The organism is Aeromicrobium phragmitis (assembly GCF_003674095.1).
Lineage (GTDB): Bacteria > Actinomycetota > Actinomycetes > Propionibacteriales > Nocardioidaceae > Aeromicrobium > Aeromicrobium phragmitis.
Window position 1 is genome coordinate 51,572 of the sequence record NZ_RDBF01000008.1, and the last position, 25,282, is coordinate 76,853.

A 25,282-nucleotide genomic window follows, 5' to 3' on the forward strand; every position below is an offset into this window, starting at 1 on the left:
CGAACCCGATGTCACGGACGTTTACCCTGGTCCCATGACCCGTGCCGAGAAACCCACGTCACGTCACCGCCGCACGCCGGTGGTGTCCCCGTCGGCGCCCCGCGAGCTGCCCACGACGCCGCGCGGGATTCGGACGCGGGCCAAGCTCGTCGATGCGGCCCGCACGGTGTTCGAGCGCGACGGTTTTCTCGATGCCCGGCTGATCGACATCACGAACGAGGCGGGCATCTCCGCGGGGTCGTTCTACACGTACTTCGACAGCAAAGAGGAGATCTTCGCCGCGGTGCTCGCCAGCGTCGAAGAGGAGATGCTCCATCCGCACGTGCGTGCGCTCACGGCCGGGGACGACCCCGTCGAGTTGATCCGCGCGGCCAATCGGGCGTACCTGGAGTCCTACCGCAGGAACGCCGCCTTCATGCGCTTGTTGCTGCAGGTTTCGAGTATCGACGAGGAGTTCGCCCAGCTGCGGCGCCGCCGCGGCGAGGCCTTCGCGCAGCGCAACGCACGCAGTATCCAGGACCTGCAGGAACGCGGCGTCGCCAAGGCGAAGGTCGACCCCTATCGAGCGGCTTCGGCGCTGTCGGGCATGGTCGGCCGCGCGGCGTACGCCGCCTTCATCATCGGCGAGGAGTGGGACTTCGAGGAACTCGTCGAGACCTTGACGCAGCTGTGGGCGAACTCGTTGCTCATCAGCACCGACGACGCGACGTAACCACCGGCACGACGGTGAGCTCGGGGCGACGTCTCATCGGCAGGCGCGAGGTTCCTCGGCTGCGTCGCTGTGCTCGTCCGTCGGTTGGTCACCGCGGCTTCGAATGCCCACGAGAGTGACGACGAAGCTGACGGCCATCGAGGCCGCGCCGATCAGGAACGCGACGACGAACGCCGACTCCGCGGGGTGCCCGTTCGACATCACGGTGCCCGCGATCAGCGCCACGACCAGCGCGCTGCCAAGAGCGCTGCCCACCGAACGGCACAGGGATGTCACGGCATTGGCGATCGCGGTCTCCTGAGGCTGGACCACGGAGACGATCACGGCGGGCACTGCGGCGAATCCGACGCTGAAAGCGGCATTCGTCACGACGCCACCCATCACGACCTGCCACGGTGCGGAGTGGAGGAAGGCCAGTTGAAGGTAGCCGAGAGCTCCCACCGTCGACCCGATGAGCAAGGTCGTGCGACCCCCGAACCGTCCCACACACCACCCGCCGAGCGGGGCGGCGATGATGCCGATGAGGGCGGCGGGAAGCAGATAGACGAGGCTGGTCTGCAAGACCGTCGCTGAGAAGCCGTGTCCGGACTCGCGGGGCACCTGCACCAGCGCGGTGAGCGCGAGGAACACCAGGAACATCCCGAAGCCGATGAAGAAGCCGACGAGGTTCGCCGACCCGAGCGTGCGGTCACGCAGCATCCAGATCGGCACGATCGGGTCCGCCGTGCGGTGCTGGGTGCGGCGCCACAGGATGGCGCCCACCACTGTTCCGATCGCGCAGGCGATCGTCGGCAGGCTCACCCAGCCCCACGTGTTCCCCTGAGTGAGCGTCAGCAGGAGCAAGACGAGGGTGACGCTCAGGGCGATCCCGCCCAGCCAGTCGACGCGCCCGGCGGTCGCGACCCGGTCGGAGGGGACGACGACCCAGGCGACGGCGAGCAGCACGATCGTCATGGCTGCGGTGAACCAGAAGACGCCCCGGTAGTCACGGTCGCCGTGGGTGAGCAGGCCGGTGAGTACGAGCCCCGCGCCCGCTCCGGCGCTGATCATGCCGGTGAGCAGCGACATCGCGAGGGGGAGCCGCTGCGGTGAGAGGTGCTCGCGCAGGATTCCGATGGAGAGGGGGAACAGGCAGAACGACGCGCCCTGCGCGACGCGCGCCAGCAGCAACGCGGTGAAGGACGACGTCGCGGCGGCGACGAGGGAGCCGACCGTCACGGCGAACACGATCCACAGCAGTACGCGCCGCCGTCCATGCAGATCGCCGGTCCGGCTGAGCAGGGGAGTCAGCACTGCCGCGGCCAGGAGGTTCGTCGTCACCACCCAGCCCACGGCGGCGGTGGAGACCTCCAGGTCGCGACTGATCGTGCCCAGGACCGGCACCACGATGGTCTGCAGCAGCGCGGTCAGCATCGACAGCAGTGCGAGGGTGAGGACCAGCGCAGGACCACGGCGCCATGCCGGCGCAGCGGCGCGGCGGGACTGGGTCATGGGGCGTTCCTGTTCTCGAGCTGAGGCGTGGCGCGGTTGACAGGGCGCCCCGCCGCGCCTAATTTGAAGTTGAAGTAGAGTTCATGTTACTCCATCGCAGCCTGCGCGTGGTCAACGCGCGGGATCGACTGTCACACACACGAGGGGATCCCCATGAGAGAGGCCGTGGTCGTCTCGACCGCCCGCACTCCGATCGGTAAGGCCTACCGAGGTGCGTTCAACAACACCCAGGCACAGGAACTGGCGGGCCATGTCGTGCGCGAGGCCGTCGCCCGCGCTGGCATCGACGGCGCGCAGGTCGAGGACGTGGTCATGGGCGCTGCGCTGCAGCAGGGCAGTTCCGGGTTCAACATCGCCCGCCAGGCTGCTCTGCGGGCCGGCCTGCCGACCTCCGTGTCGGGGATGTCGGTCGACCGACAGTGCGCCTCGGGCCTGATGGCGATCGCCACGGCGGCCAAGCAGATCGTCCACGACGGTATGGACGTCACGGTCGGCGGCGGAGTGGAGTCGATCTCGCTGGTGCAGAACGAGCACCTGAACGGTCATCGCGCCGAGGACCCGTGGCTGGTCGAGCATCGTCCGGACATCTACCTGCCGATGCTGCAGACGGCCGAGATCGTGGCGGAGCGTTACGGAGTAAGTCGTGAGGCGCAGGACGAGTTCGCCCTCCTTTCGCAGCAGCGCACCGCGGCTGCGCAGGATGCGGGACGCTTCGCCGACGAGATCGTGCCGCTGACCACGGTCAAGCTCGTCCAGGACCGCTCGACCGGAGAGGTGTCGGAAGAGGTCGTGACGCTCACGCAGGACGAGGGCAACCGCCCCTCGACCACTCTCGAATCGCTGACCGGGCTGAAGCCGGTGCTCCCCGACGGACAGGTCACGTCCTTCTCGACGGTGACGGCGGGCAATGCCTCTCAACTCTCGGACGGAGCGTCGGCCGCTGTGCTGATGGAGGCGAAGGTCGCCGAGCAGCGCGGCGCCGAGATCCTGGGTGTCTACCGCGGCATGGCCGTGGCCGGGTGTGATCCCGACGAGATGGGCATCGGGCCGATCTTCGCGATCCCGAAGCTCCTCGACCGGCACGGCCTCTCGATCGACGACATCGGTCTGTGGGAGCTCAACGAGGCGTTCGCCTCCCAGGCGCTGTACTGCCGCGAGAAGCTCGGTATCGATCCGGAGCGTTACAACGTCAACGGCGGCGGCATCTCGATCGGCCACCCCTACGGTATGACCGGCGCTCGCCTCGTCGGACACGCCCTGATCGAGGGCAAGCGTCGCGGTGTGCGGTACGTGGTGATCTCGATGTGCGTCGGTGGCGGCATGGGTGCTGCCGGGCTGTTCGAAGTGGCGTGACCGCAGCATGTACCTCATGGGAACGACGGCCGAGGACCACGTCTTCGGTGAGCTGCGCGACGGCGTCGGCACGATCACGCTGAATCGGCCCGATCGCCGCAACGCGCTGTCCGACGCGATGCTGGAGGGACTGGTGTCCCTGCTGACCGCCATGGAGGAGTCGGACGAGGTCCGCGCCATCGTGGTGACGGGTGCGGGGAAGGCGTTCTGCTCCGGAGGCGACGTGCAGGACTTCAACGAGCGCGGGGGAGAGGGTGCCGGAGCGGATGCCGTGGACGCCGAGGCCACGGAGCGCCAGCGGTGGATCCAGCGACAGACCGTCGCGCGGATCTACCGCTGTCCGAAGCCCGTCATCGCCGCGATTCCCGGCGCGGCCGCCGGTGCGGGGCTGGGGCTGGCGCTGGCCGCGGATTTCCGGATCGGGTCCGAACGTGCCGTGTTCGCGACGGCGTTCGCCGCGGTGGGGTTGTCCGGCGACTTCGGTGTCGCGTGGTTGCTCCAACAGATCGTCGGACCGGTCAAGTCCCGTGAGCTCATGATCCTGAACCCGCGCGTGCGTGCGGACACGGCACTGGAGCTGGGACTGCTCAACCAGCTGGTACCCGAGGACGAGTTCGCGCAGCGCACGCGGGAGTTCGCGCAGCAGCTGGCCGAGGGCCCGGCCCTGGCGCTGCAGTACATGAAGGACAACCTCGTGCGGGCGACCCACGAGACCCTCGAGGAGAACATGGACGCCGAGGTGCCGTTGCACAAGGCGACCGGACTCACCGACGACCACGTCGGCGCCGTACGGGCCTTCGTCGAGAAGCGCACCCCCACCTTCGGTCGCCCGCGCTGACCGCTACCGCAGAGGAAAGAGCACCGACATGATCAACGTGACCGCGACCTTCAGCGTCCGCGAGGGCCAGAACGAGGCGTTCGAGCAGGCCGTCGCGGCCGCCAGGCCGCACATGCTCGCCGACGAAGGATGTTTGCGCTATGACCTGCAGCGGGTCGGGAGGAGTACGAGCGACTACGTGCTGCTCGAGACGTACGACTCCGCCGAGGCCATCCGCCGCCACGGCGAGCTCGAGGCGTTCGCCGCGCTGAATCGCGAGGTCGAGGACCTTCTGGCGGCGGAGCCGGTGATCACCGTACTCAAACCGGTCGGTGAACAGGTCTCCTGATCGCCTCCGGGCGGGGGGCGTCGAGTGAGAGTTTGACGTCCGCGTCAACGCAGCGGCTAGACTGACCGTATGACGACGGGTTGGGCAGTTCGCGAGGACCATGATCGCGCGGATGCGGAGCGTTACCGCGAACTGCTCGCGGCGGCTCGGTCGGCGTTCGAGGAGCTCGGCTACGGCGCCACGACGATCGCCGAGGTCACCCGACGGGCGGGTGCCAGTCGGGCCACGTTCTACGTGTACTTCGCGTCGAAGGAGCAGGTGTTCGCCGTGCTCGCCGAGCAGGTGCGCGATCGCTTCACGCGCGCCCAGGACCTGACCGGGATCGACGCCGATGACGTCGACGCCGTGCTGCGGCGCACGATCGAGACGACACTCGAGGTCACCGTCGAGCACATGGCGCTGATGGCCGTGCTCAATCACCAGGCGGTGGCCGACCCCGAGATTCGCGACCTATGGGTGGAGATCCAGCGCGAAGCGGTCCATCGTACGGCGACGTACGTGGCCCAGCAGGCGCGGGCCGGCCGGGTCCATCCGGTCGCCGATCCCGAGTCGCTCGGCCTGATGGGCGCCGGAATGAACGACCGTTACGCACCACTCGTCGTCAACGGCACGATCGAGATCGACGCGGCGGTCGAGGAGATGCACCGCATCTGGATGGCCTGCCTCGGGCGCTGACCTCGACGCTTCAGGGCTGCTCAGGTGACGGCGGCCGCGAGGTCCCGAGCTGATGGCTCGGCGGCAACGACCACGGCAGCTCCCGGTGCTGTTCGAGCAGCGCGTCCAGACGTTCGGCGACCTCGTCCGCGATGGCCACGGCGCGGCGCGTCGTGAGATCGACGTAGGCCTCGACGAATTCGAGCGTGCTGGCGATCTCGCCCGTCGTCCGGTTCGCCAGCACGGTGACGGCGTGCACCGTCTTCGGGCCGCGACCCAGGACGCGCAGATGCACTGACACCTCATGTCCGACCATGATCTCGTGATGGAACTGGACGTGGTGGGCGACGCTGAACGAACTGTGGCCCGTACGGTCGAGGAACGCCTGGTCGATCCCGAGCAGCTTCTCGAAAGCGTGCTCGGCACCGTCCATGTGCAGGTCGTAGTGCCCGCGTACGTTGACGTGCCCGTTGAGGTCCCGGTAGCGCTCGGGCACCGTGCTCGTGAAGAGGGTCCCCAGCGCGTCGACGTCGTCCAGGGCCGGCAGCGCGCTCATGAGGGCTGCACCGTGTTGAGGGCCGCGGCGTCCCCGGCGAGTTCGTTCTTTCGCACCTTGCCGGTCGCCGTCATCGGCAACGCGTCGAGAACCGCGACGAGGGGGACCTTGTAGGTCGCCATGTTGTCCCGGGCCCACGCCGTCAGCTCCTCGGCGGTCACGTCGGTGCCCTCCCGGGGTACGACGAAAGCGACCGGACGCTGGCCGGTCTCCGGGTCCTCGGTGGGCACGACGGCGACCGAGTCGACCGCGGGATGCTGGGTCAACAGCATCTCCACGTCGGCCGGGAACACGCTCATCCCGTTGACCTTGATCATCTCCTTGCGCCGGCCGAGGTAATGCAGGAAGCCCTGCTCGTCGATCCGCCCGTTGTCGCCGGTGTGGATCCAGCCGTCGACGAGCTGCTCTCGGGTCGCCTCCTCGTTGCGCCAATACCCGTCCGTCACGGAGGGACTGCGCACGATGATCTCGCCGACCTCCCCGAGCGGCACCGGGTTCTGCGTCCCGAGTTCGACGACGGCGATGTCGGTACCGGGCACGGGCACGCCGCAGAAGACCGGTTCGGACAGCAGATCGAAGTCGTTCTCGGCGAACCCGTAGGGGACGCAGTCGATGGTGTGGGTCTCGGTCATGCCGTAGGAGGACTCGCGCAGGACCGAGCCGGGCACGAGCTCCGCCCAGCGGCGGCGCACCTCCGGCGTCATCTTCCGCACGAACGACACGGCCTGCGGGTCGACGAGCGAGCTGAGGTCGCGCGACGCGAGGTCCTGCGTGTCCATGAGTTCGAGGTAGTTCTCGACCGTCCCGGTCATGAGTGTGACGCGGTAGCGCTCGATGAGGTCGACCGCCTCGCCGGCGTTCCACCGCGACATGAGGATGCTCGTCCCACCGAGCACGAACGGGATGAGGATGCCCAGGTCCTCGCCCGCGATCCAGAAGATCGGCAGGTAGCACAACGACACGTAGTCGCCGTCGTACGCCATCTCGGTTGCTGTCGCCGCGCTCGCCACCGTGTAGAGCATGTGCCCTTGGGTGTGCTGACAGCCCTTGGGCATGCCGGTCGTCCCGCCGGTGTAATTGAGCGCCGCGAGCGAGTCGAGATCACCGTCGTCGCCCGCGTACGGCTCGGCGGCGACCGCGGACTGCCAGCTGAGTTCACCGGTGCCGTCGGTCAGCAGGACCGGGATCTCCGGAACGCGGTCCTCGCACGCCTCGATGACCTCCGACAGCGCGCTGTTGGTCACGATCAGCACGGGTTCGCTGTCGAGCAGCTCGTAAGCGAGTTCGGCCGGCTGGAACATCGGGTTGACCGGGACGTGGACGGCGCCGAGCCGGAGCACGGCCAGGAAGGCGATCGCGAATTCGACCGAGTTGCCGAGGTAGATCGCGACGCGGTCGCCGCGGCGGACGCCGTGCTGGGACATCCAGGTGGCGACGCGGCGGTGGATCTCGTCGAGTTCGGCGTAGGTGTAGCGGCTGTCGCCGAGGGCGAGCGCAAGGAGGTCGGGACGCTCGGCCGCCCAATGGGAGACGTGCGCCGGAATCGTGATGAGGCCGGCCGGGTAACGGGGCTCGGCGGGAATGCCCGCCGGTCGCAGTGCCGCGTGCAGCTGGCGGACCTCGTCCACGTAGGCGTCGAGTGACTTCTGACTGGTCATGGGACGGCTGACCTCCGAGATCTGCAGGGGGACCGCACGATGTGATCGCGGTCTCATTGACGTCGACGTCAAGGAATAAACCGTAGTTTGACGTCGGTGTCAATAGGTGGCGGGGGGAGATGGTCAGCGGGCGCCGGCGAGCATCATCGCGAGGTCCGCGTACTGGAAGCCGATCGCCGTCGGAGTGCGCGACGAGCCGTGCCGGTACCAGCGCGCGACGTCGATGCACGTCGACAGAATCGTGATCTTGGCCCATTCGGGATCGGCGAGCCGGAAGACGCCCTCGGCCATGCCGGCGTGGAGGATCTCGAGTACGTGAGCGTCGACCCCCCGGCGCAGGTCCCAGACGTCGGCGAACTCCGGCCCTCGGTGCAGCCGGATCTCGTACTCGATCGAGCGGGAGAGCAGGTTCATCTCCGCGTTCCATGTCGCGAACGAGGCGACGCCGAGCCGAAGCTGGCTCACCGGGTCCGCCGCCTGTCGCGCGGGATCGCTGAAGGCTCCCGTGGACGCCTTGTGGCCCTCGAGGGCGATGCAGTGCAGCAGTTCCTGCTTGGACTCGAAATGGATGTAGACCGCCGCCGAACTCATGCCGGCCCGGTTGGCGATCTCGCGTGTCGACGCGCCGTGGTAGCCCAGGTCGGCGAACGCCAAGGTGGCACCGCAGAGGATGCGGCGTGAGGCACCCGTCGCGCGCTCGTCCCAGAACTCCTCGATGCGCCGCTCGGCGCGCTCGCGATCGAACTGCGCGGCCGACGGACGGACCGGATCGCGGCTGGTCGTGTCGGTCACGCGTGATTCCCCTCCGATGGGCCGTGAGTGTGCGGTCCATCACCTTCGGCTCGACATAAGCGTACGCTTAGCTTTCGTTCCATGAAACATAACAGGTGAAAGGGCGTGTCATGTCCGATGTGCGAGCCGAGCTGACGGCTTCGGTGTTCAAGGTCGAGGTGGCCGTGGGTGACCAGGTTCAGGAGGGCCAGCCGCTCCTGGTGCTCGAGTCGATGAAGATGGAGATCCCGGTCGTCGCTCCACGCGCCGGAGTGGTCGGCGAGGTACTGGCATCCGAGGGGGAAGTCGTGGACGAGGGTGCGGTCGTCGTCCGTCTCGCCGACTGATCCGCCCGGTGGCCCTGGGTGACCGCGCCCAGGGCCGCGTGGCGCCCGGGCGGGTGTCCACGGATTGACACGTGCGTCAAAAAGCGTTGCATCTGTGAGCTGCATCACCTACGGTCTAGTCTGCAACCGACCTAAGCGAGTGCTTAGGTCTCATCCACGCCGCGGGTCGATCCCGACCTGCGAAGGACGAAGGGGCACCCGTGAGCCACGTCTGGTCCGACGAGATCGAGGAGATCTCCCGCCGACTTCGCATGGCCGAGCTGCTCGGCGGCGAGGAGAAGATCCGTCGCCAGCACGACGCCGGCCGCAGCACGGTGCGCGAGCGCATCAGTGAATTGCTCGATGCCGGGAGTTTCGAGGAGGTCGGCGCCCTCGCCGGATTCGCGACCGTGGCCGACGACGGTTCGACGGTCAGCGTGATGCCGGCGAACTTCGTGTTCGGCCTCGGTTCGATCGATGGACGCCGGGTGGCGCTGGGGGCCGACGACTTCACCATCCGTGGTGGAGCCGCTGACGCCTCGATCATGGCCAAGCAGGTCGACTCCGAGCGGATGGCCGGGGCGATGCGGGTTCCGCTGGTACGCCTCGTCGAGGGCACCGGCGGGGGCGGCAGCGTCCGGATGATCGAGGACGCCGGCTACACCTACGTTCCGGCGAACCCCGGCTGGGACTCGGTCGTCGAGAACCTCTCGTTGGTCCCGGTCGTCGCCGCGTGCATGGGTCCGGTCGCTGGCCTGGGGTCGGGCCGCGTGGTGATGAGCCACTTCAGCGTCTTGATCGAGAGCATCGCGCAGATGTTCGTGGCGGGGCCGGCCGTGGTCAGACACGCGACCGGGGAAGCCCTCGACAAGGAGCAACTCGGTGGCGCCGAGGTGCACCGGCGCAGCGGGGCCATCGACCGCATCGTGCCCGATGAGAAGGCGGCCTTGCAGGCCATTCGGGACTTCTTGTCGTTCCTGCCGTCGAGCGTGTACGAGTTGCCGCCGGTCATCGCCGGAGCCGAACCCGCGACGTCCGCCGACACCCTCGCCGACGTCGTGCCGCGCAACCGCCGACAGCCGTATCGGCTCCGCGCGATTCTCGATGCGATCTTCGACGCCGGTTCGAACTTCGAGTATGCGGGGTACGGCGCCTCCGTCTATACCGGACTGGCGCGCCTCGACGGCCATCCCGTGGGTGTGATCGCGACAGACCCCTACAAGGGCGCCACCATGACGCCGAACGGCGCCGACGCACTGACCCGTCTCGTCGACCTGTGTGAGACGTTCCACCTGCCGATCGTCAGTCTCACGGACCAGTCCGGGATGATGATCGGTCTCCAGGCGGAGAAGACCGCCTCGATCCGTCGGGGCGCTCGCGCCGTCGTCGCCGCCTACCAGGCGCGCGTTCCGATGGCGGAGATCATCGTGCGCCGGGTGTTCGGCGTCGGAGGCGCCGGTCAGATCAATCGCCACCGTTACAACCGCCAGTGGGCGTGGCCCTCGGGCGACTGGGGATCGCTTCCCGTCGAGGGGGGCGTCGAGGCGGCGTACCGGGCTGACCTGGAGGCCTCGGACGATCCTGAGGCGCTGATGGCGACGATCCACCAACGACTCGAGGTTGCCCGCTCGCCCTTCCGCACCGCCGAGCGCTACGGGGTTCAGGACCTGATCGACCCCCGCCGCAGCCGCGAACTGCTCACGCGATGGGTGCGCGACGCCTACCGAGTGCTCCCGGAACTGGTCGGTCCACCATCGTTCGGAACGAGGCCCTGACATGACTGATGTCCTCCACACCAGCGCCGAGCTCGAGCAGATCCTCGAGTTCGACTTCGCGACGGCCGTCGAGGCGCTCGACCATCACGTGGCGCACCACCCCGATCGGCCTGCCGTCCTGTACGGCGAAACGGGTGAGTCGCTGACCTACGGCGAGTTCGGTGGCCTCACCGACCGGGTGGCGGGCAACCTGGCCCGCCTCGGCCTCGCGCCCGGTGAGCGAGTCAGCCTCCTCACGACCAATCCGCTCGTGTCGACGGTCCTCATGTACGGCCTGTGGAAGCTCGGCGCCGTGTACGCGCCGATCAACTTCCAGTACTCCGGGGACCTGCTGGCCTACCAGGTGAACGACACCCGTCCGGCCGCCTTGTTCGTCGATCGGACGATGCGCGACCGGGTCGAGCAGGTGCGCACCCGGCTGGAGTCCGTGCCACGCACCGTCGTGCTCGACGGTCTTCGCGAGGGCGAGTTCGCCGAACTCCTCTCGCCGGCGCCGCGCCCCGACGTCCACGTCGCGTTCGACGATCCGGCGAACGTCATCTACACCTCCGGCACCACCGGCCCCTCCAAGGGCGTCGTCCAGTCTCATCGCTGGGTCAACGGCTACTGCTGGGTCGGTCGCCGGATGCTCACCCCCGAGGACGTCGTCTACAACGACCTGCCGATGTACCACGTCGGTGGGGCGCACTTCAACGTCGCGCGCGCCCTGTGGTCCGGCGCCTCCGTCAGCCTGTGGGACCGCTTCAGCCCGAGCGATTTCTGGCGCCGCATCAAGGACACCGGCTGCACCGCGGCGGTGCTGCTGGACGTGATGACTCCGTGGTTGCTGAACGCCGAACCTTCGGATGAGGACCGCCGCAATCCGCTCAACAAGGTGCACATGCAGCCGCTGCCGGCGAACCACCACAGCTTCGCCCAGCGGTTCGGCATCGACTTCGTCACGTCCGGCTTCGGTCAATCCGAGACCGGGGCGTCGATCATGACCCTGACTGAGGAGACCGCCGCCGGCGAGGGCACCCCCGAGGAGCTGTACCGGGGCCACTCGCACGAACAGCTGCGTGCGGTCTTCGAGGAGTACGGCCTGCTCGTGCAGCGCGGTGCGGACCCGATGCCCAAGGGGATCATGGGGACGCCGGCGCCGTTCGTCGAGGTCGAGATCCTGGACGAGCACGACCGGGTCTGCCCGGTCGGCGTGGTGGGCCAGCTCTCCATGCGCCCGCGGCTGCCCGCCTTGTTCTTCGAGCAGTACCTGGCCAAGCCCGAGGCCACCGTCAAGGCCTGGCGCAATCTGTGGTTCCACACCGGTGATGCCGCCGTCCGCGACGAGAACGGCGTGCTCGCCTACATCGACCGCATGGGCGACCGCATCCGGGTGCGGGGTGAGAACATCTCGGGCTTCCACATCGAGGAGCTCCTCGTCAAACACCCGTCGATCGCGCTCGCGGCGGTCATCGCCGTGCCGAGCGCCGAGGGCGACGAGGACGACGTCGTGGCGTTCGTCGAGGTGGCCGACGGCCACGACTTCGATCGCGACGCGATCGACCAGCACTGTCGAGACGCGATGCCGAAGTTCATGCGGCCGCGCGACGTGATCGCGGTGGACCAGATTCCCCGTACCCCGACCAACAAGATCGAAAAGTACAAGCTGCGCAAGCAGTGGACGGAAGGACACGCCTCATGACCATTCGATCCCGGGGGAGCGCAGTCGCTGCGGCGCTACTCCTCACTGTGTTGGCCGCCTGCGGCGGTGGTGGCGGTGCCGGTGACGCCGACCGGGCGCTGCGGGTGGCGGCCGCGGCCGACGCTTCGTCGCTCGACCCGATCCGCGGCAATGCCGGCACCGACCACGTGCTGCTCTACCCGTTGTACGACACCCTCATCTCCTTCACCGAGGGCCTCGAGCCCGAGCCCGGTCTCGCTGAGTCGTGGGAACAGAAGTCCCCGACCGAGCTGACGCTCACCCTTCGCGAGGGCGTCACGTTCCACGACGGCGAGCCGTTCAACGCCGAGGCCGTGGTCTACAACTTCGAGCGCGCCAAGGCGGAGGGCTCGAACATCCAGGCGGACCTCGCGTCGGTCGAGAGGGTCACTGCCGACGACGAACTGACCGTCACCTACCACCTCACGAACCCGGACGCGTCACTGCTGCTCGTGCTGGCCGATCGCGCCGGCATGATGGTCTCACCCAAGGCGGCCGAGGCCGCCGGCGGCGACCTCAGCACCCAGCCCGTGGGCGCCGGCGGATGGGAGTTCCAGGAGTGGAAGCGCGGCAACGTCCTCAAGGTGACGAAGTTCGCCGACTACTGGGACGAGGACGCCGAGCGCGTGTCGGCGATCGATTTCAACATCATGCCGGACCCGAAGACCCGCGTGACGTCGCTGCGCTCGGGCCAGCAGGACGTCGTGATGGAGGTCTCCCCGTCCGACAGCGACTCGCTCGAGAGTGCTTCGAACGTCTCGCTCCATGCGTCGCCGCGCGTGAATCTGAACCAGGTCTACCTGAACAAGGCCGCACCCGAGTTCAGCGATCCGCGAGTGCGCAAGGCGCTGTCCCTGGCCATCGATCGCGAGGCACTGCTCAAGAGCGGCTACTTCGATCGCGGGGTGGTCGCGGACGGCATCGTCCCCGGCGGTGACTACTGGGCGGCGCCGCCGTCGTCGGTGAAGTCCGAGTATGACCCGGACGAGGCCCAGACCTTGCTCGGCGAAGCCGGTGCGAGCGACCTGTCGTTCGACATGATCGCGAACGCCGACTCGGCGACGATTCGCGTGGCGGAGATCCTCAAGGAGCAGTGGGCCGCGGTCGGTGTCACCGTCAACATCCGCCCGCTGGAGATCGTCCAGGCGACGAACGACTACTTCAACGATCGCAAGGCACCCGCCCTGCTGTCGCAGTGGACCGGACGGCCCGACCCGGCGATGAGCTACCGGCTGATGTTCTCCGCCGAGGGGTACTTCAACACCTCCGACGAGGGGACGCCGGGCCTGGAGGAGGCGCTCGACAAGGCCGACGTCTCGACGGAACCGCAGGAGCGCAAGCCCGGGTTCGACGAGGCCGCCGAGGCGGTCTTCGCCGACACCCCGTGGCTGCCGCTCGTGTTCGGCGACTCGCTCGTCGGTCTCAGCGACGACGTCAACGGCTTCGAGGGCAACCTGCTCGGCAAGCCGAAGTTCATCGGAGTCAGCCTCGGCTGAGCCGAGGCCTACAGGAGGTGACGGTCATGGCGCTGCTCACGGTCGAAGGGCTGCAGGTCCACTTCGGTCATGACGAGAACCAGGTCCAAGCGCTCTACGACGTCGACCTGACGATCGAGCCGGGCGAGATCGTGGGACTCGTCGGCGAGAGCGGGAGTGGCAAGACCGTCACCTCCCTGGCCCTCATGGGCTTGCTCGATCCGCGCAGCTCGCGGATCGAGGGACGCGCGGTCCTGGACGGCCAGCCGCTCTGGAACGAGCGGGGAGAGCGCAATGCCGCCCGCCGTGACGTCCCGCTGGCGATGGTGTTCCAGGAGCCCATGACGGCGCTCGACCCCGTCTTCACGGTCGGTTCCCAGCTCATGGAGACGTTGCGGACCCGACGCGGGATGGACAAGGCGCAGGCCCGGGCCGAGTCCGTGGCGTTGCTCGACGCCGTCGGGATCTCCGATCCGAAGGCGCGCATGAAGGCGTACCCGCACGAGCTGTCCGGCGGCATGCGGCAACGCGTGATGATCGCCATCGCGTTGGCGTGCGACCCGAAGCTGCTCATCGCCGACGAGCCGACGACGGCGGTCGACGTGACCATCCAGGCGCAGTTGCTGGACCTCATCAAGTCGCTGGCGCGCGAACGCGGGATGTCGGTGCTGTTCGTCACTCACGATCTCGGCGTGGTCTCGGAGACGTGCGATCGGATGATCACGATGTACGCCGGGCGCATCGTCGAGCGTGGCCCGGTGGCCGAGGTGCTCGGTTCGCCCGGGCATCCGTACACGATGGGCCTGCTCGCGGCACTCCCGTCGCCGGGATCGCGCGGCGAACGGCTCGCCACCATCCCGGGCCGGGTACCGCCGCCGGGCACCACCGTCGAGGGATGCGTCTTCCGTCCGCGGTGCCCGTTCGCCGTCGACGAGTGCACGAAGCCGCAAGACCTCATCCCACTCTCGACCGCGCGCGAGGCGCGCTGCATCCGGTCCCGCGAGCTCGATTTCCAAGGAGTCGCCCGATGAGCACCCCCTTGTTGTCCCTCGAGGACGTCTCGGTCAGGTTCCCCGTCGGAGGGCGGCGTCATGTGACTGCCGTCGACGGCGTGAGCCTGGAACTGTGTGAGGGCGAGACACTCGGCCTGATCGGCGAGAGCGGATCGGGCAAGTCGACCGTCGCCCGTGCGGCGATGGGCCTCGTTCCGATCAGCGGCGGCACGGTGCGGTGGCGTGGAGAGGACGTCTCCGGCTTCGGAGCGAAGGAGCGCCGCGGATTCTCCCAAGCCGTGCAGATGGTGTTCCAAGACCCGCACAGCGCGCTCGACCCCCGCCGCACGATCCTGCAGAGCGTTCGCGAGCCGCTCGACGTCATGAAGCGCGGTGAGCGCCAGGACCGCGAGCAGATCGCCGTCAAGGCGCTCGAGGACGTGGGGCTGTCGACCCAGATGCTGTCGCGGTATCCGCACCAGCTCAGCGGCGGGCAGAAGCAGCGGGCGAACATCGCCCGCGCGCTCGTCACGAACCCCCAGGTTCTCGTGTGCGACGAGTCGGTGGCCGCGCTGGACGTGGCGCTGCAGGCGGAGATCCTCAATCTCCTGCAGGATCTCAAGGCCGAGTACGAGCTGACGGTGCTGTTCATCAGTCACGACCTCTCGGTCGTCGGTTACGTGGCCGACCGGATCAGCGTCATGTACCTGGGCAACATCGTCGAGAACGCCACGACCGAGTCCCTCGTCGGCCGCAGTCTCCACCCGTACAGCGAGGCGCTGCTGTCGGCGCAACCGCTCGTCCACGACTCCTCCGCCGAACGGCGGATCGTGCTCAAGGGCGACATCCCTAGCCCGGTCTCTCCGCCGCCGGGGTGCCGCTTCAACACTCGGTGCCAGTTCGCGCAGGAGGGGTGCCGAGAGGAGAAGCCGGCGCTGTTGCCGGTGTTGCCCGGTCACTCGTCGGCGTGCCTGCGCGTCGAGGAGTTGTACGGCGAACGACGTGGGAAGGGAGCGGCCTGATGCGCATCTTCCGGGTGGTGGGCACGTGCCTGCTGTCGGCCGTGCCGACGCTGATCCTGGCGACCTTGATCGTCTTCCTGCTCCAGCGCCTCATTCCCGGCGACCCGGCAGTCGCCATCGCCGGCGATTACGCCACGCCGGAGAACCTCGCGCGCATCCGGGAGGAACTCGGCCTGGATCAACCGCTGGTGATGCAGTACCTGTCGTGGATCGGGAACGCCTTCACGGGCGACCTCGGGACGTCCTTCCAGACCGGTGAGTCCATCACGGCGCTGGTCCTGCAGCGACTGCCGGTGACCCTGGTGCTGACGACGATGGCCCTCGTCGTCGCTGTCGTGATCGGCCTGCCCGCGGGCGTCTGGGCGGCGCAGAAGGTCGATACACCCTTCGACCGCTTCCTCACCACGGCGGCGACTGCGGGCATCGCCATCCCCAACTTCTGGCTCGGCATGATGCTCATCATCGTCTTCGCGCTGACGCTCGGATGGTTCCCCGGGCCGGGGGGCGTCAGCCTCCAAAGTGACCCGGCGCAGGCTTTGCGCGGCCTGGTGCTGCCTGCCCTCGCGCTCGGCCTCGTCGGCGGTGCGGAGATCTGCCGGCAAGTGCGCAGCGCCATGGTGGAGAGCCTGTCGACGGACTACGTGCGCACCCACCGAGCGAAGGGCCTGACCAATCGCAGCATCGTGTGGAAGCACGCGCTCAAGAACTCGAGCCTGCCGCTGGCCACCATCATCGGCCTGCAGGTGTCGCGGCTCATCGGCGGCGCCGTCGTGGTCGAGGCGGTGTTCGGGATCTCGGGCATCGGTTCGTTGGCCGTCGAAGCGACCAACCAGCGTGACTACGGCGTGATCCAGGCGGTGGTGTTCGTGGCCGCGCTGATCGTCCTGTTGACGAACCTGATCGTCGACGTCTCCTACCGCCTGCTCGACCCGAGGATCTCCTGATGACCGTCGTCACTACCCGCGCTCAGACCGCCACCACTCGTCGCCGCGCCGGCCGTCTTTCGGTCTGGGTGAGCTACGCCATCTTGGCCGTGGTGTTGATCGTCGTCGTCTTCGCCGGGGTGATCGCCCCGCATGCGCCGAATACCCAGGACCTCGACAGGATCCTGCTGCCGATGAGTGGCGCGCATCCGCTCGGCACCGATGACCTGGGCCGCGACGTCCTCAGTCGTATGCTGCACGGCACCCGTGTCTCGGTCCTCGCGGCTTTGCTGGCCGTGGCCATCGCGGTGGTCATCGGGCTTCCGCTCGGTATCGCCGCGGGGTGGCTGGGCGGCTGGACGGACGCGATCGTGATGCGCATCGTCGACGCGGTCATGTCGTTCCCGGCGATCGTCCTGGCGATCGGCATCACCGCGACGATGGGCCCGAACATCATCACCGCGATGACCGCCGTCGGTATCGTCCTGTCGCCGTCGATTCTCCGCCTGGCTCGTGCCCAGACGATGGCGATTCGGTCCGAGACCTACATCGAAGCCGCGAAGTCCTTTGGTGCGCGTGGTCTGCGCCGGATGGTCGTGACGCACGTCGTGCCGAACATCATCCAGCCGATCCTCGTGCAGATCGCGGTGCTCATGGGGTTCGCGCTCATCGCCGAGGCGAGCCTGAGCTTCCTGCAACTCGGTGTGCAACCGCCGACGTCCTCCTGGGGCGCGGTGCTGTCGCGCTCCTATACGTTCCTGGACCAGGCCCCCATGCAGATCTTCATCCCGGGTCTCGCGATCGCCGCGACGGTGTTCGCGTTCAACATCCTCGGCGACGAGATCCAGCGACTGCTCGACCCCAAGAGGAAGTGACCATGGCCACCGTCTTCGTCGCCAACCGGGGCGAGATCGCCGCGCGCATCCTGCGGACCGTCCGCGCCGTGGGTCATACCGGCGCCGTGGCGTATCCGCAGGTCGACGCAGAACTCCCGTACGTGTCGGCAGCAGATGCCGCGGTCGAGTTGGCGGGGCCGCGCGAGTTCGGCGACGTCGAGGCCATGGTCGCGGCGGCCCGAGCGCTCGGCGCCGACCTGGTGCACCCCGGATACGGCTTCCTGTCGGAGAATGCGCACTTCGCGCGCGCGGTCGAGGCGGCCGGGATGGTCTTCGTGGGGCCGAGCCCCGACGTCATCGAGCTGATGGGGGACAAGGCGAGCGCGCGTGCCGCGGCGGTCGAGGCCGGGCTGTCGGTCGCCCCCGGCTCGGACGGCGCGGTGAACTCGCTCGAGGCGGCGCAGCACGTCGCCCGGGCCGTGGGATATCCGGTGATGCTGAAAGCGGTCGCCGGTGGCGGCGGCATCGGCATGGCGGTGGTGCGTACTGAGGACGAACTCGACCGGGCGTTCACCTCCGTCACCGGCCGCGCGGGTTCGGTCTTCGGCGACGACCGCGTCATCGTCGAGCGCTTCATCGAACGCTCACGTCACCTCGAGGTCCAGGTGATGGGGCTGCCCGACGGGCGGGCGGTCGCCTTGTCCGAGCGGGACTGCTCGGTGCAGCGGCGGCACCAGAAGGTCGTCGAGGAGAGTCCGTCGCCGGCGCTCGACGCGGCCGGGCGGGCCAGCCTCCTCGCGAGCGCGGGCGCACTGGCCGAAGCGGTCGGTTACCAGGGAGCGGGGACGGTCGAGTTCATCCACGATCTCGATTCGGGGGAGTCGTACTTCCTCGAGATGAACACGCGCCTGCAGGTCGAACACCCGGTGACCGAGGCCGTCCACGACGTCGACCTGGTGGCGTGGCAGCTGCGCATCGCCGAAGGCGACTCCACCATCCCCGAGTTCGACGTGCAGCCGCGGGGGCACGCGATCGAGCTGCGGCTGTACGCCGAGGACTCCGAGCGGTTCCTGCCCCGGCCCGGCGCGATCGAGCGGTGGGAGATGCCACAGGGAGAGGGAGTGCGCGTCGACGCGGGCTACGGCCCAGCGACGACGGTCACTCCGTTCTTCGACCCCCTGCTGGCCAAGGTCATCGTGTCCGCGACGACCCGCGCGGAAGCGATCGCTCGTGCCCGCGAGGCCGTCGATACCACGGCGATCGAAGGTCCTGGTGCGAATCTCGCGTTCCTCGCGCGGGTGCTGCGCGAGCCCGACTTCGTCGAGGGTACCCACGACACGAGCCTGGTCGCCCGCATGTCGGCGGCGACGACGGCCTGACGGGAGCCGCGACCTCGCTCCGGGCGAGGGGCACCGGCCGATTTCTTGAAGTTGAATCTAGTTTCAGGTACGGTGAAGGGGCGCCGTGGTCCAGCGGTGACGGACGACAGGAGGCACCATGGAATTCGCGCCGGACGCGACCACCACCGAACTGGTTCAGCAGCTCGAGTCCTTCATGGACGAGTTCGTTTACCCTGCCGAAGCGATCTACGACGCCCAGATGGAGGAGCGCATCGGGGTCTGGGGACCGCCGCCGATCATCGAGGAGCTCAAGACCGAGGCGAAGAAGCGGGGCCTGTGGAACCTGTGGCTGCCGGGGGAGGCCGGCGCCGGTCTGACGAACGTCCAGTACGCCTCGCTGTGCGAGATCATGGGGCGGAGCCTGCATCTCGCCCCGCCGGCCACGAACTGCGCGGCGCCCGACACCGGCAACATGGAGACGCTGCACCTGTTCGGTACCGACGAGCAGAAGGAGCAGTGGCTCAAGCCGTTGCTCGCCGGCGAGATCCGTTCCGCCTTCGCCATGACGGAGCCGGCCGTCGCCTCCAGTGATGCCACCAACATCGAGACCCGCATCGAGCGCGACGGCGACGAGTACGTCATCAACGGCCGCAAGTGGTTCATCTCCGGAGCGATGAACCCCAACGCCGCGATCCTCATCGTCATGGGCAAGACCGATCCCGGTGCCGCCCGGCACCGCCAGCAGTCGATGATCCTCGTCCCCCGTGACACCCCCGGGGTCGACATCCAGCGCGGGATGAAGGTCTTCGGCTACGACGACCGGGACCACGGTGGCCACGCCGAGATCGTGTTCACCGACGTCCGGGTGCCCGTCACCAACATTCTCGCGGGCGAGGGCGACGGGTTCGCCATCGCTCAGGCGCGTCTCGGGCCCGGCCGCATTCACCACTGCATGCGTGCCATCGGCATCGCCGAGCGGGGCCTCGAGCTCATGGTCAGGCGCGCGGCGGATCGGGTCGCGTTCGGCAAGCCGTTGACCGATCAGGGCGTCATCCGCGACTGGATCGCCGAGGCCCGCGTCAAGATCGAGCAGCTGCGGCTGCTGGTGCTGAAGACGGCCTGGCTCATGGACACCGTGGGCAACAAGGGCGCCCACACCGAGATCCAGGCGATCAAGATCGCGACGCCGAAGACCGTCGAGTGGATTCTGGACAAGGTCGTCCAGACCCACGGCGGCGGCGGACTCAGTCAGGATTTCCCGGTCGCCGAGTGGTTCGCCCAGGTCCGGACGCTGCGATTCGCCGACGGGCCGGACGAGGTGCACAAGAACGCCCTCGCCAAGCGCGAGATCGCCAAACTGACCGCTCGTGCCTGATCCCACGTCGACCCCAGGAGGTCTCATGGATACCACTTCTCTGTTCTCACTCGAGGGCCGCGCTGCGCTGGTCACCGGCGGGTCTCGCGGCATCGGCCGCATGATCGCCGAGGGCTTCCTGCGGCAGGGCGCCCGCGTCTACATCACCGCCCGGAAGGCGGAGGCGTGCGACCAGACGGCTCGCGAGCTCTCCGAACTGGGGACCTGCGTCTCGCTACCGGGAGACATCGCGAGCCCGGAGGGAATGGGCGACGTGGTGTCGCGGCTGCGCGAGCACGAGTCCACCCTCGACATCCTGGTCAACAACGCCGGCGCCGCGTGGGGAGCGCCGTTCGACGAGTTCCCGGAGAACGGCTGGGACAAGGTGATGGATCTCAACGTCAAGGCGCTGTTCTTCCTGACCCAGACGTTGGCTCCCGAGCTGCGCGAAGCTGCTGCGGCGAACGGTCACCTCGCGAAGGTCGTCAACATCGCGTCCATCGACGGCATGAGCGTCAACCCGGGGGAGACGTACAGCTACCACGCCAGCAAGGCGGCGGTGATCCATCTGACCCGCAAGATGGGGTTGCGGCTGATCGAGGACGGCATCGTCGTCAACGGCATCGCGCCGGGCGCCTTCGCGTCGGACATGAACCGCGACGCTCGCGACCACGCCGAGGAGATCAAGTCGTCGATCCCCGCTGGCCGCATCGGCACACCCGAGGACATGGCCGCCGCGGCGATCTACCTCGCGTCGCGTGCCGGCGACTACGTCGTCGGCACGACGGTCGCCGTCGACGGCGGCGTGACCTGGGCTCGAGGGTGAGCACCGGCCCGTGGCCGGCCGCCGTGGCGGCCACGGGCACCTCGCCTCAGATCCGGACGATGGCCTTGCCGATGTTGCCGCCGCGCAGCATCTCGATGAAGGCGTCGGGCGTCTTGTCGAGGCCCTCCGTCACCGTCTCGCGATAGTGGATCCGACCTTCCTCCACCCACCGCGTCACGGTATCGAGGAACTCCGGGCGCAAACTCGCATGATCGGTCGAGATGAACCCGCGGATCGTGATGCGTCGACCGATGACCTGGAAGAGGTCGGCCTGCAGCGCCCGCTGCTGTGGGGCGGTGTCGTAATCGGCGATGATGCCGCACATCGCGATGCGCCCGTTGAGGCGCATCGCCTCGATGGCGGCCGCGAGGTGCTCGCCGCCGACGTTGTCGAAGTACACGTCCAGCCCGCCGGGCGCGACAGCTGACAGGAGCTCTCGTACGGGGCCGCTGCGGTAGTTGAAACAGGCGTCGAATCCGAGCAGGTCCTCGACGAGGCGAGCCTTCTCGTCGGAGCCCGCGCTGCCCACGACGCGCGTGGCGCCCATGAGGCGCGCGAACTGACCCACCAACCCACCGACCGCCCCGGCGGCACCCGAGACGAAGAGCGTGTCGCCTTCGCGCAGCGATGCCACCTCCTGGAGCCCGGCGTAGGCCGTCAGGCCGGGCATGCCGAGGATGCCCAGGTGGTACGAGAGCGGCAGGGAGGTCTCCGGCAGCGGGTCGGTCGCCGCGGCGTCGAGGATCGCTAGGTCGCGCCAGCCGCGCATGTGCCGGACGGCGGTGCCCACCGGCCGGTCCGGCGATCGCGACGCCACGACGGTGCCGACCGCCCCGCCGTCGAGCGGAGCGTCAAGGCGGTACGGCGGAACGTACGACGGACGATCGTCCATCCGTGGCCGCATATAGGGATCGACGGAGAGCACCTCGTTGCGGACGAGGACCTGTCCTTCGGCGAGCTCGGGTAACTCCACCCGCTGCAACGCGAAGTTGTCGCGCGTCGGGGCACCGCTCGGCCGACTGCTGAGGACGAATTGGCGCGCCTCCATGCGTCTCCCTTCATCGAACCTGATGTCGACATCATATTGTCCCGCGGCCGTCGGGGAGCGTCGGCGCGCGGTGTCGACGCGAGCTCGGGAGAGAAAGCGAGGGCCCCTGGCGATGCCAGGGGCCCTCTCAGGTGGGCGATACTGGGTTTGAACCAGTGACCTCTTCCGTGTCAGGGAAGCGCGCTACCGCTGCGCCAATCGCCCGTGATGTTGAGTTGTGTTCGAGGTGGGTACGGGATTTGAACCCGTGTAAACGGATTTGCAGTCCGTTGCCTCGCCTCTCGGCCAACCCACCACTGGATGGGTCCGGCGAGACCCGCTCCGAGCGGATGACGGGATTCGAACCCGCGACCCTCACCTTGGCAAGGTGATGCTCTACCACTGAGCCACATCCGCGCTGCCTTCAACAGCAGGCGTCACAGAACATTACACGGTCCTCCCAAGGCGTCCAACAGGGGGTCGGCATAGGGTCGAGGCATGAAAGCTTGGGTGAACGGACGGGTGCTCGATTCTCCCCGCGATCTGGCGGTGAACGTCCTCGATCACGGGATCGTGGTGGGCGACGGTGTGTTCGAGACGGTGGCCGTTTCGCAGGGTCAGCCGTTCGCCCTCACCCGTCACCTCGATCGGCTGGTCCGCTCCGCCGAGGGGCTCGGGATCGGGACGCCGGACATCGACGCGATCCGCGCGGGGGTCGGCGAGACGATCGCGGGGCAGAATCTCCCCTTCGGCCGGGTGCGGATCACGGTCACGTCGGGGGAGGGGCCGCTCGGCTCGCCCCGGGGCGAGGGTCCGGCGACCATGATCATTGTCACAGAGCCCGCGGAGCGGCCCGGCGATGTCGCCGAGATCGTGACCGTGCCGTGGGTGCGCAATGAGCGCGGTGCGCTCGCCGGGCTGAAGACGACCAGTTACGCCGAGAACGCCCTCATGATCGAGTACGCCCGGTCGCGAGGTGCCTCCGAAGCCGTCATGGCCAACACGCGGGGCGAGCTGTGCGAGGGCACCGGATCGAATGTCATGTACGCGCTCGACGGTCGGCTGGTGACCCCCACACTCGCCTCGGGCTGTCTTGCGGGAGTCACGCGCGCGCTGGCGCTGGAATGGCTCGCGGACGAGATCGAGGTGGTGGAGCGGGACGCGCCGTTGGAGGTGCTGAACGAAGCCGACGAGGTGATCTTGCTCGGCACGACGCGTGACGTGCAGGCCATCGCGCGGGTCGATGACCGCGACGTGCCCGCACCTGGCCCGCTGACCCGGCGGGCTCAGGAGATCTGGGCGCGCGAGGCAGCCAAGAATGTCGATCCGTGAGAATCGAAACCCGTACAGTGCAGCGCATGAGCGAATCCCTGCCGGTGCATCGTGAGGACGGCGAGCTCGTGGGTTTCCTGACCGAGGGCGATGGCCGGTGGACGGCCGCAACGGTCTTCGGGTACCCGTTGAGCGAGCACGAGACCCGCGAGGACGGCGAGGATGCGCTCGTCGGCAAGGGGTTGTCGTATCTCGCCGAGCGATGGGCCGTGCAGCGTGACGACGTCTGGATGCGTGCGGAGCTGGTCGAGGCCAGCCCGTCCCACGTGACCGTGCAGCTCGTCGACATGAGTCACCCGGATCGTTACGGGGAGCGGGTCGAACTCGCCGCGCCGGTGACCACGGGCCTGCGCCTCGAGCGCTGACGAGCATTCCCGCTCGTCCCGATTCACGGCGGCGCGAGGGCGGGGTCCCCGCGCTGACGCCGGTGCTGCGCGAGACGTTCGCGCCAGGCCCGGCGGATGCGTCGGGTGTCGTGGTCGTGGAATTCGAATCGGCCTTGGCCGGTCGCGGTGATGGTCAGCAGTCTGCGGTGGACGAGTCGGTGACACCTGGGGCAGAGACCGATGAGATTGTCGAGGTCGGTGGGTCCGCCGTGGGACCACCAGTGGGCGTGGTGGATCTCCAGATGGGTGTTGCGGCAGCCGGGTGCGGCGCATTCGTCGCGCTGTCGGGCGAGGACGGCGCGGCGTTGGGTGCGGGTGGCGAGGCGGCGGGTGCGGCCGACGTCGAGGACGTCGGCATGTCCGCCGCGGTGGCGGCGGGTGAGAAACGCGGTCAGGTCCCCGGTGCAGGTGAGGTACTCCAGCAGCTGCGGTCCGATGGCACCGAACCCGGACAGCGACGCGGGCGGCTCGGACGCGTCGGGGCGAAGCGCGTCCGCGTCGACATGCACGGACAGGTGCGGGCGGATGCCGCGGTCGGACGGCAGACCGTGTTCGAGGATCGTGTCGAGAAGCTCGCTGAGGGCGTCGACGCGTCGCTGGCTGCCGGTGCGGGTGTCGCCGGCCTCACGCGGTGCGCCGAGGCTGCCCAGGAGCGCGCGGAGCTTGCCGCCGAGGTCGGCGGCCAGGAACCCGCTCACATGCCAGCCCGAGGGCACTGGCGTGACCTGGATGTCCTCGCGGTCCATCCCCCGCGCCCACGTGGCATCGAGCTCGTCGGGGTGCACGGCTTCGCGCAGCGCCCGCACCACCCGGTGCAGGTCACCGGGCTCGCAGGTCTCGGCGACCGGAACCAGCCACTCCTGCGCGTCGGTGATCGTTCGAGCGCCCACGTGCCGCAGGCCGTAGGTGAACTGCTGCAGGTGGCCCAGCCGTATCCGGCCGGCGGCGGCTGATTGCGCGACGTGGGGCAGCGTGCGCAAGGAGTGTGCCGCCGCGACGAGGGCGCGGGCGTCGCGGGCCGACAGCCGTAGTTCGCGCCGGGCCCAGGACTGCACGCCGGAGGCGCCCTCGGTCTCGTACTCCCGTGTCTCCTCGACCCGGCCGATGACCTCGGCCTTCGCGGCGTCGAGTGCGTCCTGCGCGGCCTGGATCGCCCGCAACGTGTCCAGATCGCCGACCCCACCGGCGAGTGCTCGGGCAGCTTCGCGGAGCGTCTCGATGATGGGGTTATCGGCCATACCCCAGTCTATCGAACGCGTGTTCGATGACACGGCGAAGCGGACGCGTGTCTGTGGGAAAACCCGGGCGGGGGAGGTGCTGTGGAAGGAGGCTGGGGGCGTGCGCTAAAGTGTCCAACGCACTCAGGGGCGATTGGCGCAGTGGTAGCGCGCTTCGTTCACACCGAAGAGGTCACTGGTTCGAACCCAGTATCGCCCACCGAGCAGGAACCCCGGTACGCCGGGGTTTTTTCTTGTCACGACGAAGACCTCGCACGGCTCAGAAGGCCGAAAGGTACACACTTTCTACACATCGCCGTGTACTAGACGGGGGAGGTTCGTGGGAAGTTGCGCGCCGGTACACACTCCGCGTGTGTACTGCTGGACTGCT

24 protein-coding genes and 4 tRNA genes are annotated in these 25,282 nt (G+C 68.4%); 19 read left to right on the plus strand and 9 right to left on the minus strand.

The features are described from left to right. Positions 1 to 34 precede the first annotated feature (34 nt). Entirely contained in the window at positions 35 to 712 is a 678-nt protein-coding gene (locus D9V41_RS11370) for a TetR/AcrR family transcriptional regulator (RefSeq protein WP_121794693.1), read from the plus strand. Between the two features lie 33 nt (positions 713 to 745). On the opposite strand, the gene D9V41_RS11375 is transcribed toward D9V41_RS11370, so the two are convergent. Next, entirely contained in the window at positions 746 to 2,203 is a 1,458-nt protein-coding gene (locus tag D9V41_RS11375; protein ID WP_121794694.1) for an MFS transporter, read from the minus strand. Between the two features lie 153 nt (positions 2,204 to 2,356). On the opposite strand from D9V41_RS11375, the gene D9V41_RS11380 reads away from it, so the two are divergent. The 4 genes from D9V41_RS11380 to D9V41_RS11395 all read left to right on the plus strand — a co-directional run bounded on the left by D9V41_RS11380 (position 2,357) and on the right by D9V41_RS11395 (position 5,397). Further along, positions 2,357 to 3,556 carry an acetyl-CoA C-acyltransferase gene (locus D9V41_RS11380; protein WP_121794695.1) on the plus strand — a complete coding sequence of 400 codons (1,200 nt, stop codon included), beginning with the start codon at positions 2,357 to 2,359 and terminating at the stop codon, positions 3,554 to 3,556. A 16-nt stretch (positions 3,557 to 3,572) separates the two neighbouring features. Further along, on the plus strand, positions 3,573 to 4,394 hold the full coding sequence (locus tag D9V41_RS11385; RefSeq protein ID WP_121794807.1) for an enoyl-CoA hydratase-related protein: 822 nt from the start codon (positions 3,573 to 3,575) through the stop codon (positions 4,392 to 4,394). Positions 4,395 to 4,422: 28 nt separating this feature from the next. Continuing rightward, positions 4,423 to 4,722, plus strand: coding sequence for a putative quinol monooxygenase (locus D9V41_RS11390; protein WP_121794696.1), 300 nt, complete (start codon positions 4,423 to 4,425; stop codon positions 4,720 to 4,722). A 69-nt stretch (positions 4,723 to 4,791) separates the two neighbouring features. Next, the gene (locus D9V41_RS11395) at positions 4,792 to 5,397 is read left to right on the plus strand and encodes a TetR/AcrR family transcriptional regulator (protein WP_121794697.1); all 606 of its coding nucleotides are present in this window, start codon (positions 4,792 to 4,794) and stop codon (positions 5,395 to 5,397) included. Between the two features lie 10 nt (positions 5,398 to 5,407). On the opposite strand, the gene D9V41_RS11400 is transcribed toward D9V41_RS11395, so the two are convergent. The 3 genes from D9V41_RS11400 to D9V41_RS11410 form a co-directional block, all read right to left on the minus strand. Then, entirely contained in the window at positions 5,408 to 5,932 is a 525-nt protein-coding gene (locus tag D9V41_RS11400) for an acyl-CoA thioesterase (RefSeq protein ID WP_121794698.1), read from the minus strand. Beyond that, entirely contained in the window at positions 5,929 to 7,590 is a 1,662-nt protein-coding gene (locus tag D9V41_RS11405) for an AMP-binding protein (RefSeq protein ID WP_121794699.1), read from the minus strand. The genes D9V41_RS11400 and D9V41_RS11405 overlap by 4 nt, the downstream gene beginning before the upstream one ends. A gap of 123 nt (positions 7,591 to 7,713) precedes the next feature. After that, complete coding sequence (locus tag D9V41_RS11410) at positions 7,714 to 8,382, minus strand: TetR/AcrR family transcriptional regulator (RefSeq protein WP_166376014.1); 669 nt, start codon at positions 8,380 to 8,382, stop codon at positions 7,714 to 7,716. Between the two features lie 110 nt (positions 8,383 to 8,492). Here D9V41_RS11410 and D9V41_RS11415 point away from each other — a divergent pair, with 110 nt between their 5' ends. The 11 genes from D9V41_RS11415 to D9V41_RS11465 all read left to right on the plus strand — a co-directional run bounded on the left by D9V41_RS11415 (position 8,493) and on the right by D9V41_RS11465 (position 20,929). Next, positions 8,493 to 8,708: a biotin/lipoyl-binding carrier protein gene (locus tag D9V41_RS11415; RefSeq protein ID WP_121794701.1), complete on the plus strand. Its 216-nt coding sequence runs from the start codon at positions 8,493 to 8,495 to the stop codon at positions 8,706 to 8,708. Positions 8,709 to 8,908: 200 nt separating this feature from the next. Beyond that, the gene (locus D9V41_RS11420; RefSeq protein ID WP_243697246.1) at positions 8,909 to 10,462 is read left to right on the plus strand and encodes an acyl-CoA carboxylase subunit beta; all 1,554 of its coding nucleotides are present in this window, start codon (positions 8,909 to 8,911) and stop codon (positions 10,460 to 10,462) included. A gap of 1 nt (position 10,463) precedes the next feature. Then, entirely contained in the window at positions 10,464 to 12,143 is a 1,680-nt protein-coding gene (locus tag D9V41_RS11425; RefSeq protein ID WP_121794702.1) for a class I adenylate-forming enzyme family protein, read from the plus strand. Continuing rightward, positions 12,140 to 13,657: an ABC transporter substrate-binding protein gene (locus tag D9V41_RS11430; RefSeq protein WP_121794703.1), complete on the plus strand. Its 1,518-nt coding sequence runs from the start codon at positions 12,140 to 12,142 to the stop codon at positions 13,655 to 13,657. Before D9V41_RS11425 ends, D9V41_RS11430 begins: the two co-directional genes overlap by 4 nt. 26 nt (positions 13,658 to 13,683) lie before the next feature. After that, positions 13,684 to 14,667 carry an ABC transporter ATP-binding protein gene (locus tag D9V41_RS11435; protein WP_208006840.1) on the plus strand — a complete coding sequence of 328 codons (984 nt, stop codon included), beginning with the start codon at positions 13,684 to 13,686 and terminating at the stop codon, positions 14,665 to 14,667. After that, the gene (locus tag D9V41_RS11440) at positions 14,664 to 15,650 is read left to right on the plus strand and encodes an ABC transporter ATP-binding protein (protein WP_121794705.1); all 987 of its coding nucleotides are present in this window, start codon (positions 14,664 to 14,666) and stop codon (positions 15,648 to 15,650) included. The genes D9V41_RS11435 and D9V41_RS11440 overlap by 4 nt, the downstream gene beginning before the upstream one ends. Further along, the gene (locus D9V41_RS11445; RefSeq protein WP_121794706.1) at positions 15,650 to 16,594 is read left to right on the plus strand and encodes an ABC transporter permease; all 945 of its coding nucleotides are present in this window, start codon (positions 15,650 to 15,652) and stop codon (positions 16,592 to 16,594) included. Before D9V41_RS11440 ends, D9V41_RS11445 begins: the two co-directional genes overlap by 1 nt. After that, positions 16,594 to 17,448, plus strand: a complete 855-nt coding sequence (locus D9V41_RS11450) for an ABC transporter permease (protein ID WP_121794707.1) — start codon at positions 16,594 to 16,596, stop codon at positions 17,446 to 17,448. Before D9V41_RS11445 ends, D9V41_RS11450 begins: the two co-directional genes overlap by 1 nt. Before the next feature lie 2 nt (positions 17,449 to 17,450). Further along, a complete protein-coding gene (locus D9V41_RS11455) occupies positions 17,451 to 18,788 on the plus strand; it encodes an acetyl-CoA carboxylase biotin carboxylase subunit (protein ID WP_121794708.1) in 1,338 nt (445 codons plus the stop codon). Positions 18,789 to 18,906: 118 nt separating this feature from the next. Further along, entirely contained in the window at positions 18,907 to 20,124 is a 1,218-nt protein-coding gene (locus tag D9V41_RS11460) for an acyl-CoA dehydrogenase family protein (RefSeq protein ID WP_121794709.1), read from the plus strand. Between the two features lie 25 nt (positions 20,125 to 20,149). Next, a complete protein-coding gene (locus D9V41_RS11465) occupies positions 20,150 to 20,929 on the plus strand; it encodes an SDR family oxidoreductase (RefSeq protein ID WP_121794710.1) in 780 nt (259 codons plus the stop codon). 46 nt (positions 20,930 to 20,975) lie between these two features. On the opposite strand, the gene D9V41_RS11470 is transcribed toward D9V41_RS11465, so the two are convergent. From D9V41_RS11470 to D9V41_RS11485, 4 genes are all read right to left on the minus strand, one after another. Beyond that, positions 20,976 to 21,977 (minus strand): NADP-dependent oxidoreductase, encoded by a 1,002-nt coding sequence (locus D9V41_RS11470; protein ID WP_121794711.1) that lies wholly within the window; start codon positions 21,975 to 21,977, stop codon positions 20,976 to 20,978. Between the two features lie 132 nt (positions 21,978 to 22,109). Then, positions 22,110 to 22,181, minus strand: a tRNA-Val gene (locus D9V41_RS11475). A gap of 20 nt (positions 22,182 to 22,201) precedes the next feature. Then, positions 22,202 to 22,272: transfer RNA gene (locus D9V41_RS11480), tRNA-Cys, on the minus strand. A gap of 29 nt (positions 22,273 to 22,301) precedes the next feature. Next, positions 22,302 to 22,373, minus strand: a tRNA-Gly gene (locus tag D9V41_RS11485). Positions 22,374 to 22,454: 81 nt separating this feature from the next. Between D9V41_RS11485 and D9V41_RS11490 the strand changes: the two genes are divergently transcribed. Next, positions 22,455 to 23,288, plus strand: coding sequence for an aminotransferase class IV (locus D9V41_RS11490; RefSeq protein ID WP_121794712.1), 834 nt, complete (start codon positions 22,455 to 22,457; stop codon positions 23,286 to 23,288). 26 nt (positions 23,289 to 23,314) lie between these two features. Beyond that, positions 23,315 to 23,653 carry a hypothetical protein gene (locus tag D9V41_RS11495; RefSeq protein ID WP_121794713.1) on the plus strand — a complete coding sequence of 113 codons (339 nt, stop codon included), beginning with the start codon at positions 23,315 to 23,317 and terminating at the stop codon, positions 23,651 to 23,653. 23 nt (positions 23,654 to 23,676) lie between these two features. On the opposite strand, the gene D9V41_RS11500 is transcribed toward D9V41_RS11495, so the two are convergent. After that, complete coding sequence (locus tag D9V41_RS11500) at positions 23,677 to 24,912, minus strand: HNH endonuclease signature motif containing protein (protein WP_121794714.1); 1,236 nt, start codon at positions 24,910 to 24,912, stop codon at positions 23,677 to 23,679. Positions 24,913 to 25,039: 127 nt separating this feature from the next. On the opposite strand from D9V41_RS11500, the gene D9V41_RS11505 reads away from it, so the two are divergent. Beyond that, positions 25,040 to 25,111: transfer RNA gene (locus D9V41_RS11505), tRNA-Val, on the plus strand. The last annotated feature ends 171 nt before the right edge of the window (positions 25,112 to 25,282 follow it).

Bases quoted from the DNA above. Each gene is read 5' to 3' on its own strand.
- D9V41_RS11385 (WP_121794807.1), top strand. From the start codon at position 3,573: ATGGGAACGACGGCCGAGGACCACGTCTTCGGTGAGCTGCGCGACGGC.
- D9V41_RS11445 (WP_121794706.1), top strand. From the start codon at position 15,650: ATGCGCATCTTCCGGGTGGTGGGCACGTGCCTGCTGTCGGCCGTGCCG.
- D9V41_RS11405 (WP_121794699.1), bottom strand. From the start codon at position 7,590: ATGACCAGTCAGAAGTCACTCGACGCCTACGTGGACGAGGTCCGCCAG.
- D9V41_RS11460 (WP_121794709.1), top strand. From the start codon at position 18,907: ATGGAATTCGCGCCGGACGCGACCACCACCGAACTGGTTCAGCAGCTC.
- D9V41_RS11415 (WP_121794701.1), top strand. From the start codon at position 8,493: ATGTCCGATGTGCGAGCCGAGCTGACGGCTTCGGTGTTCAAGGTCGAG.
- D9V41_RS11435 (WP_208006840.1), top strand. From the start codon at position 13,684: ATGGCGCTGCTCACGGTCGAAGGGCTGCAGGTCCACTTCGGTCATGAC.
- D9V41_RS11440 (WP_121794705.1), top strand. From the start codon at position 14,664: ATGAGCACCCCCTTGTTGTCCCTCGAGGACGTCTCGGTCAGGTTCCCC.
- D9V41_RS11470 (WP_121794711.1), bottom strand. From the start codon at position 21,977: ATGGAGGCGCGCCAATTCGTCCTCAGCAGTCGGCCGAGCGGTGCCCCG.
- D9V41_RS11395 (WP_121794697.1), top strand. From the start codon at position 4,792: ATGACGACGGGTTGGGCAGTTCGCGAGGACCATGATCGCGCGGATGCG.
- D9V41_RS11370 (WP_121794693.1), top strand. From the start codon at position 35: ATGACCCGTGCCGAGAAACCCACGTCACGTCACCGCCGCACGCCGGTG.
- D9V41_RS11430 (WP_121794703.1), top strand. From the start codon at position 12,140: ATGACCATTCGATCCCGGGGGAGCGCAGTCGCTGCGGCGCTACTCCTC.
- D9V41_RS11500 (WP_121794714.1), bottom strand. From the start codon at position 24,912: ATGGCCGATAACCCCATCATCGAGACGCTCCGCGAAGCTGCCCGAGCA.
- D9V41_RS11375 (WP_121794694.1), bottom strand. From the start codon at position 2,203: ATGACCCAGTCCCGCCGCGCCGCTGCGCCGGCATGGCGCCGTGGTCCT.
- D9V41_RS11465 (WP_121794710.1), top strand. From the start codon at position 20,150: ATGGATACCACTTCTCTGTTCTCACTCGAGGGCCGCGCTGCGCTGGTC.
- D9V41_RS11425 (WP_121794702.1), top strand. From the start codon at position 10,464: ATGACTGATGTCCTCCACACCAGCGCCGAGCTCGAGCAGATCCTCGAG.
- D9V41_RS11455 (WP_121794708.1), top strand. From the start codon at position 17,451: ATGGCCACCGTCTTCGTCGCCAACCGGGGCGAGATCGCCGCGCGCATC.
- D9V41_RS11450 (WP_121794707.1), top strand. From the start codon at position 16,594: ATGACCGTCGTCACTACCCGCGCTCAGACCGCCACCACTCGTCGCCGC.
- D9V41_RS11490 (WP_121794712.1), top strand. From the start codon at position 22,455: ATGAAAGCTTGGGTGAACGGACGGGTGCTCGATTCTCCCCGCGATCTG.
- D9V41_RS11380 (WP_121794695.1), top strand. From the start codon at position 2,357: ATGAGAGAGGCCGTGGTCGTCTCGACCGCCCGCACTCCGATCGGTAAG.
- D9V41_RS11390 (WP_121794696.1), top strand. From the start codon at position 4,423: ATGATCAACGTGACCGCGACCTTCAGCGTCCGCGAGGGCCAGAACGAG.
- D9V41_RS11400 (WP_121794698.1), bottom strand. From the start codon at position 5,932: ATGAGCGCGCTGCCGGCCCTGGACGACGTCGACGCGCTGGGGACCCTC.
- D9V41_RS11495 (WP_121794713.1), top strand. From the start codon at position 23,315: ATGAGCGAATCCCTGCCGGTGCATCGTGAGGACGGCGAGCTCGTGGGT.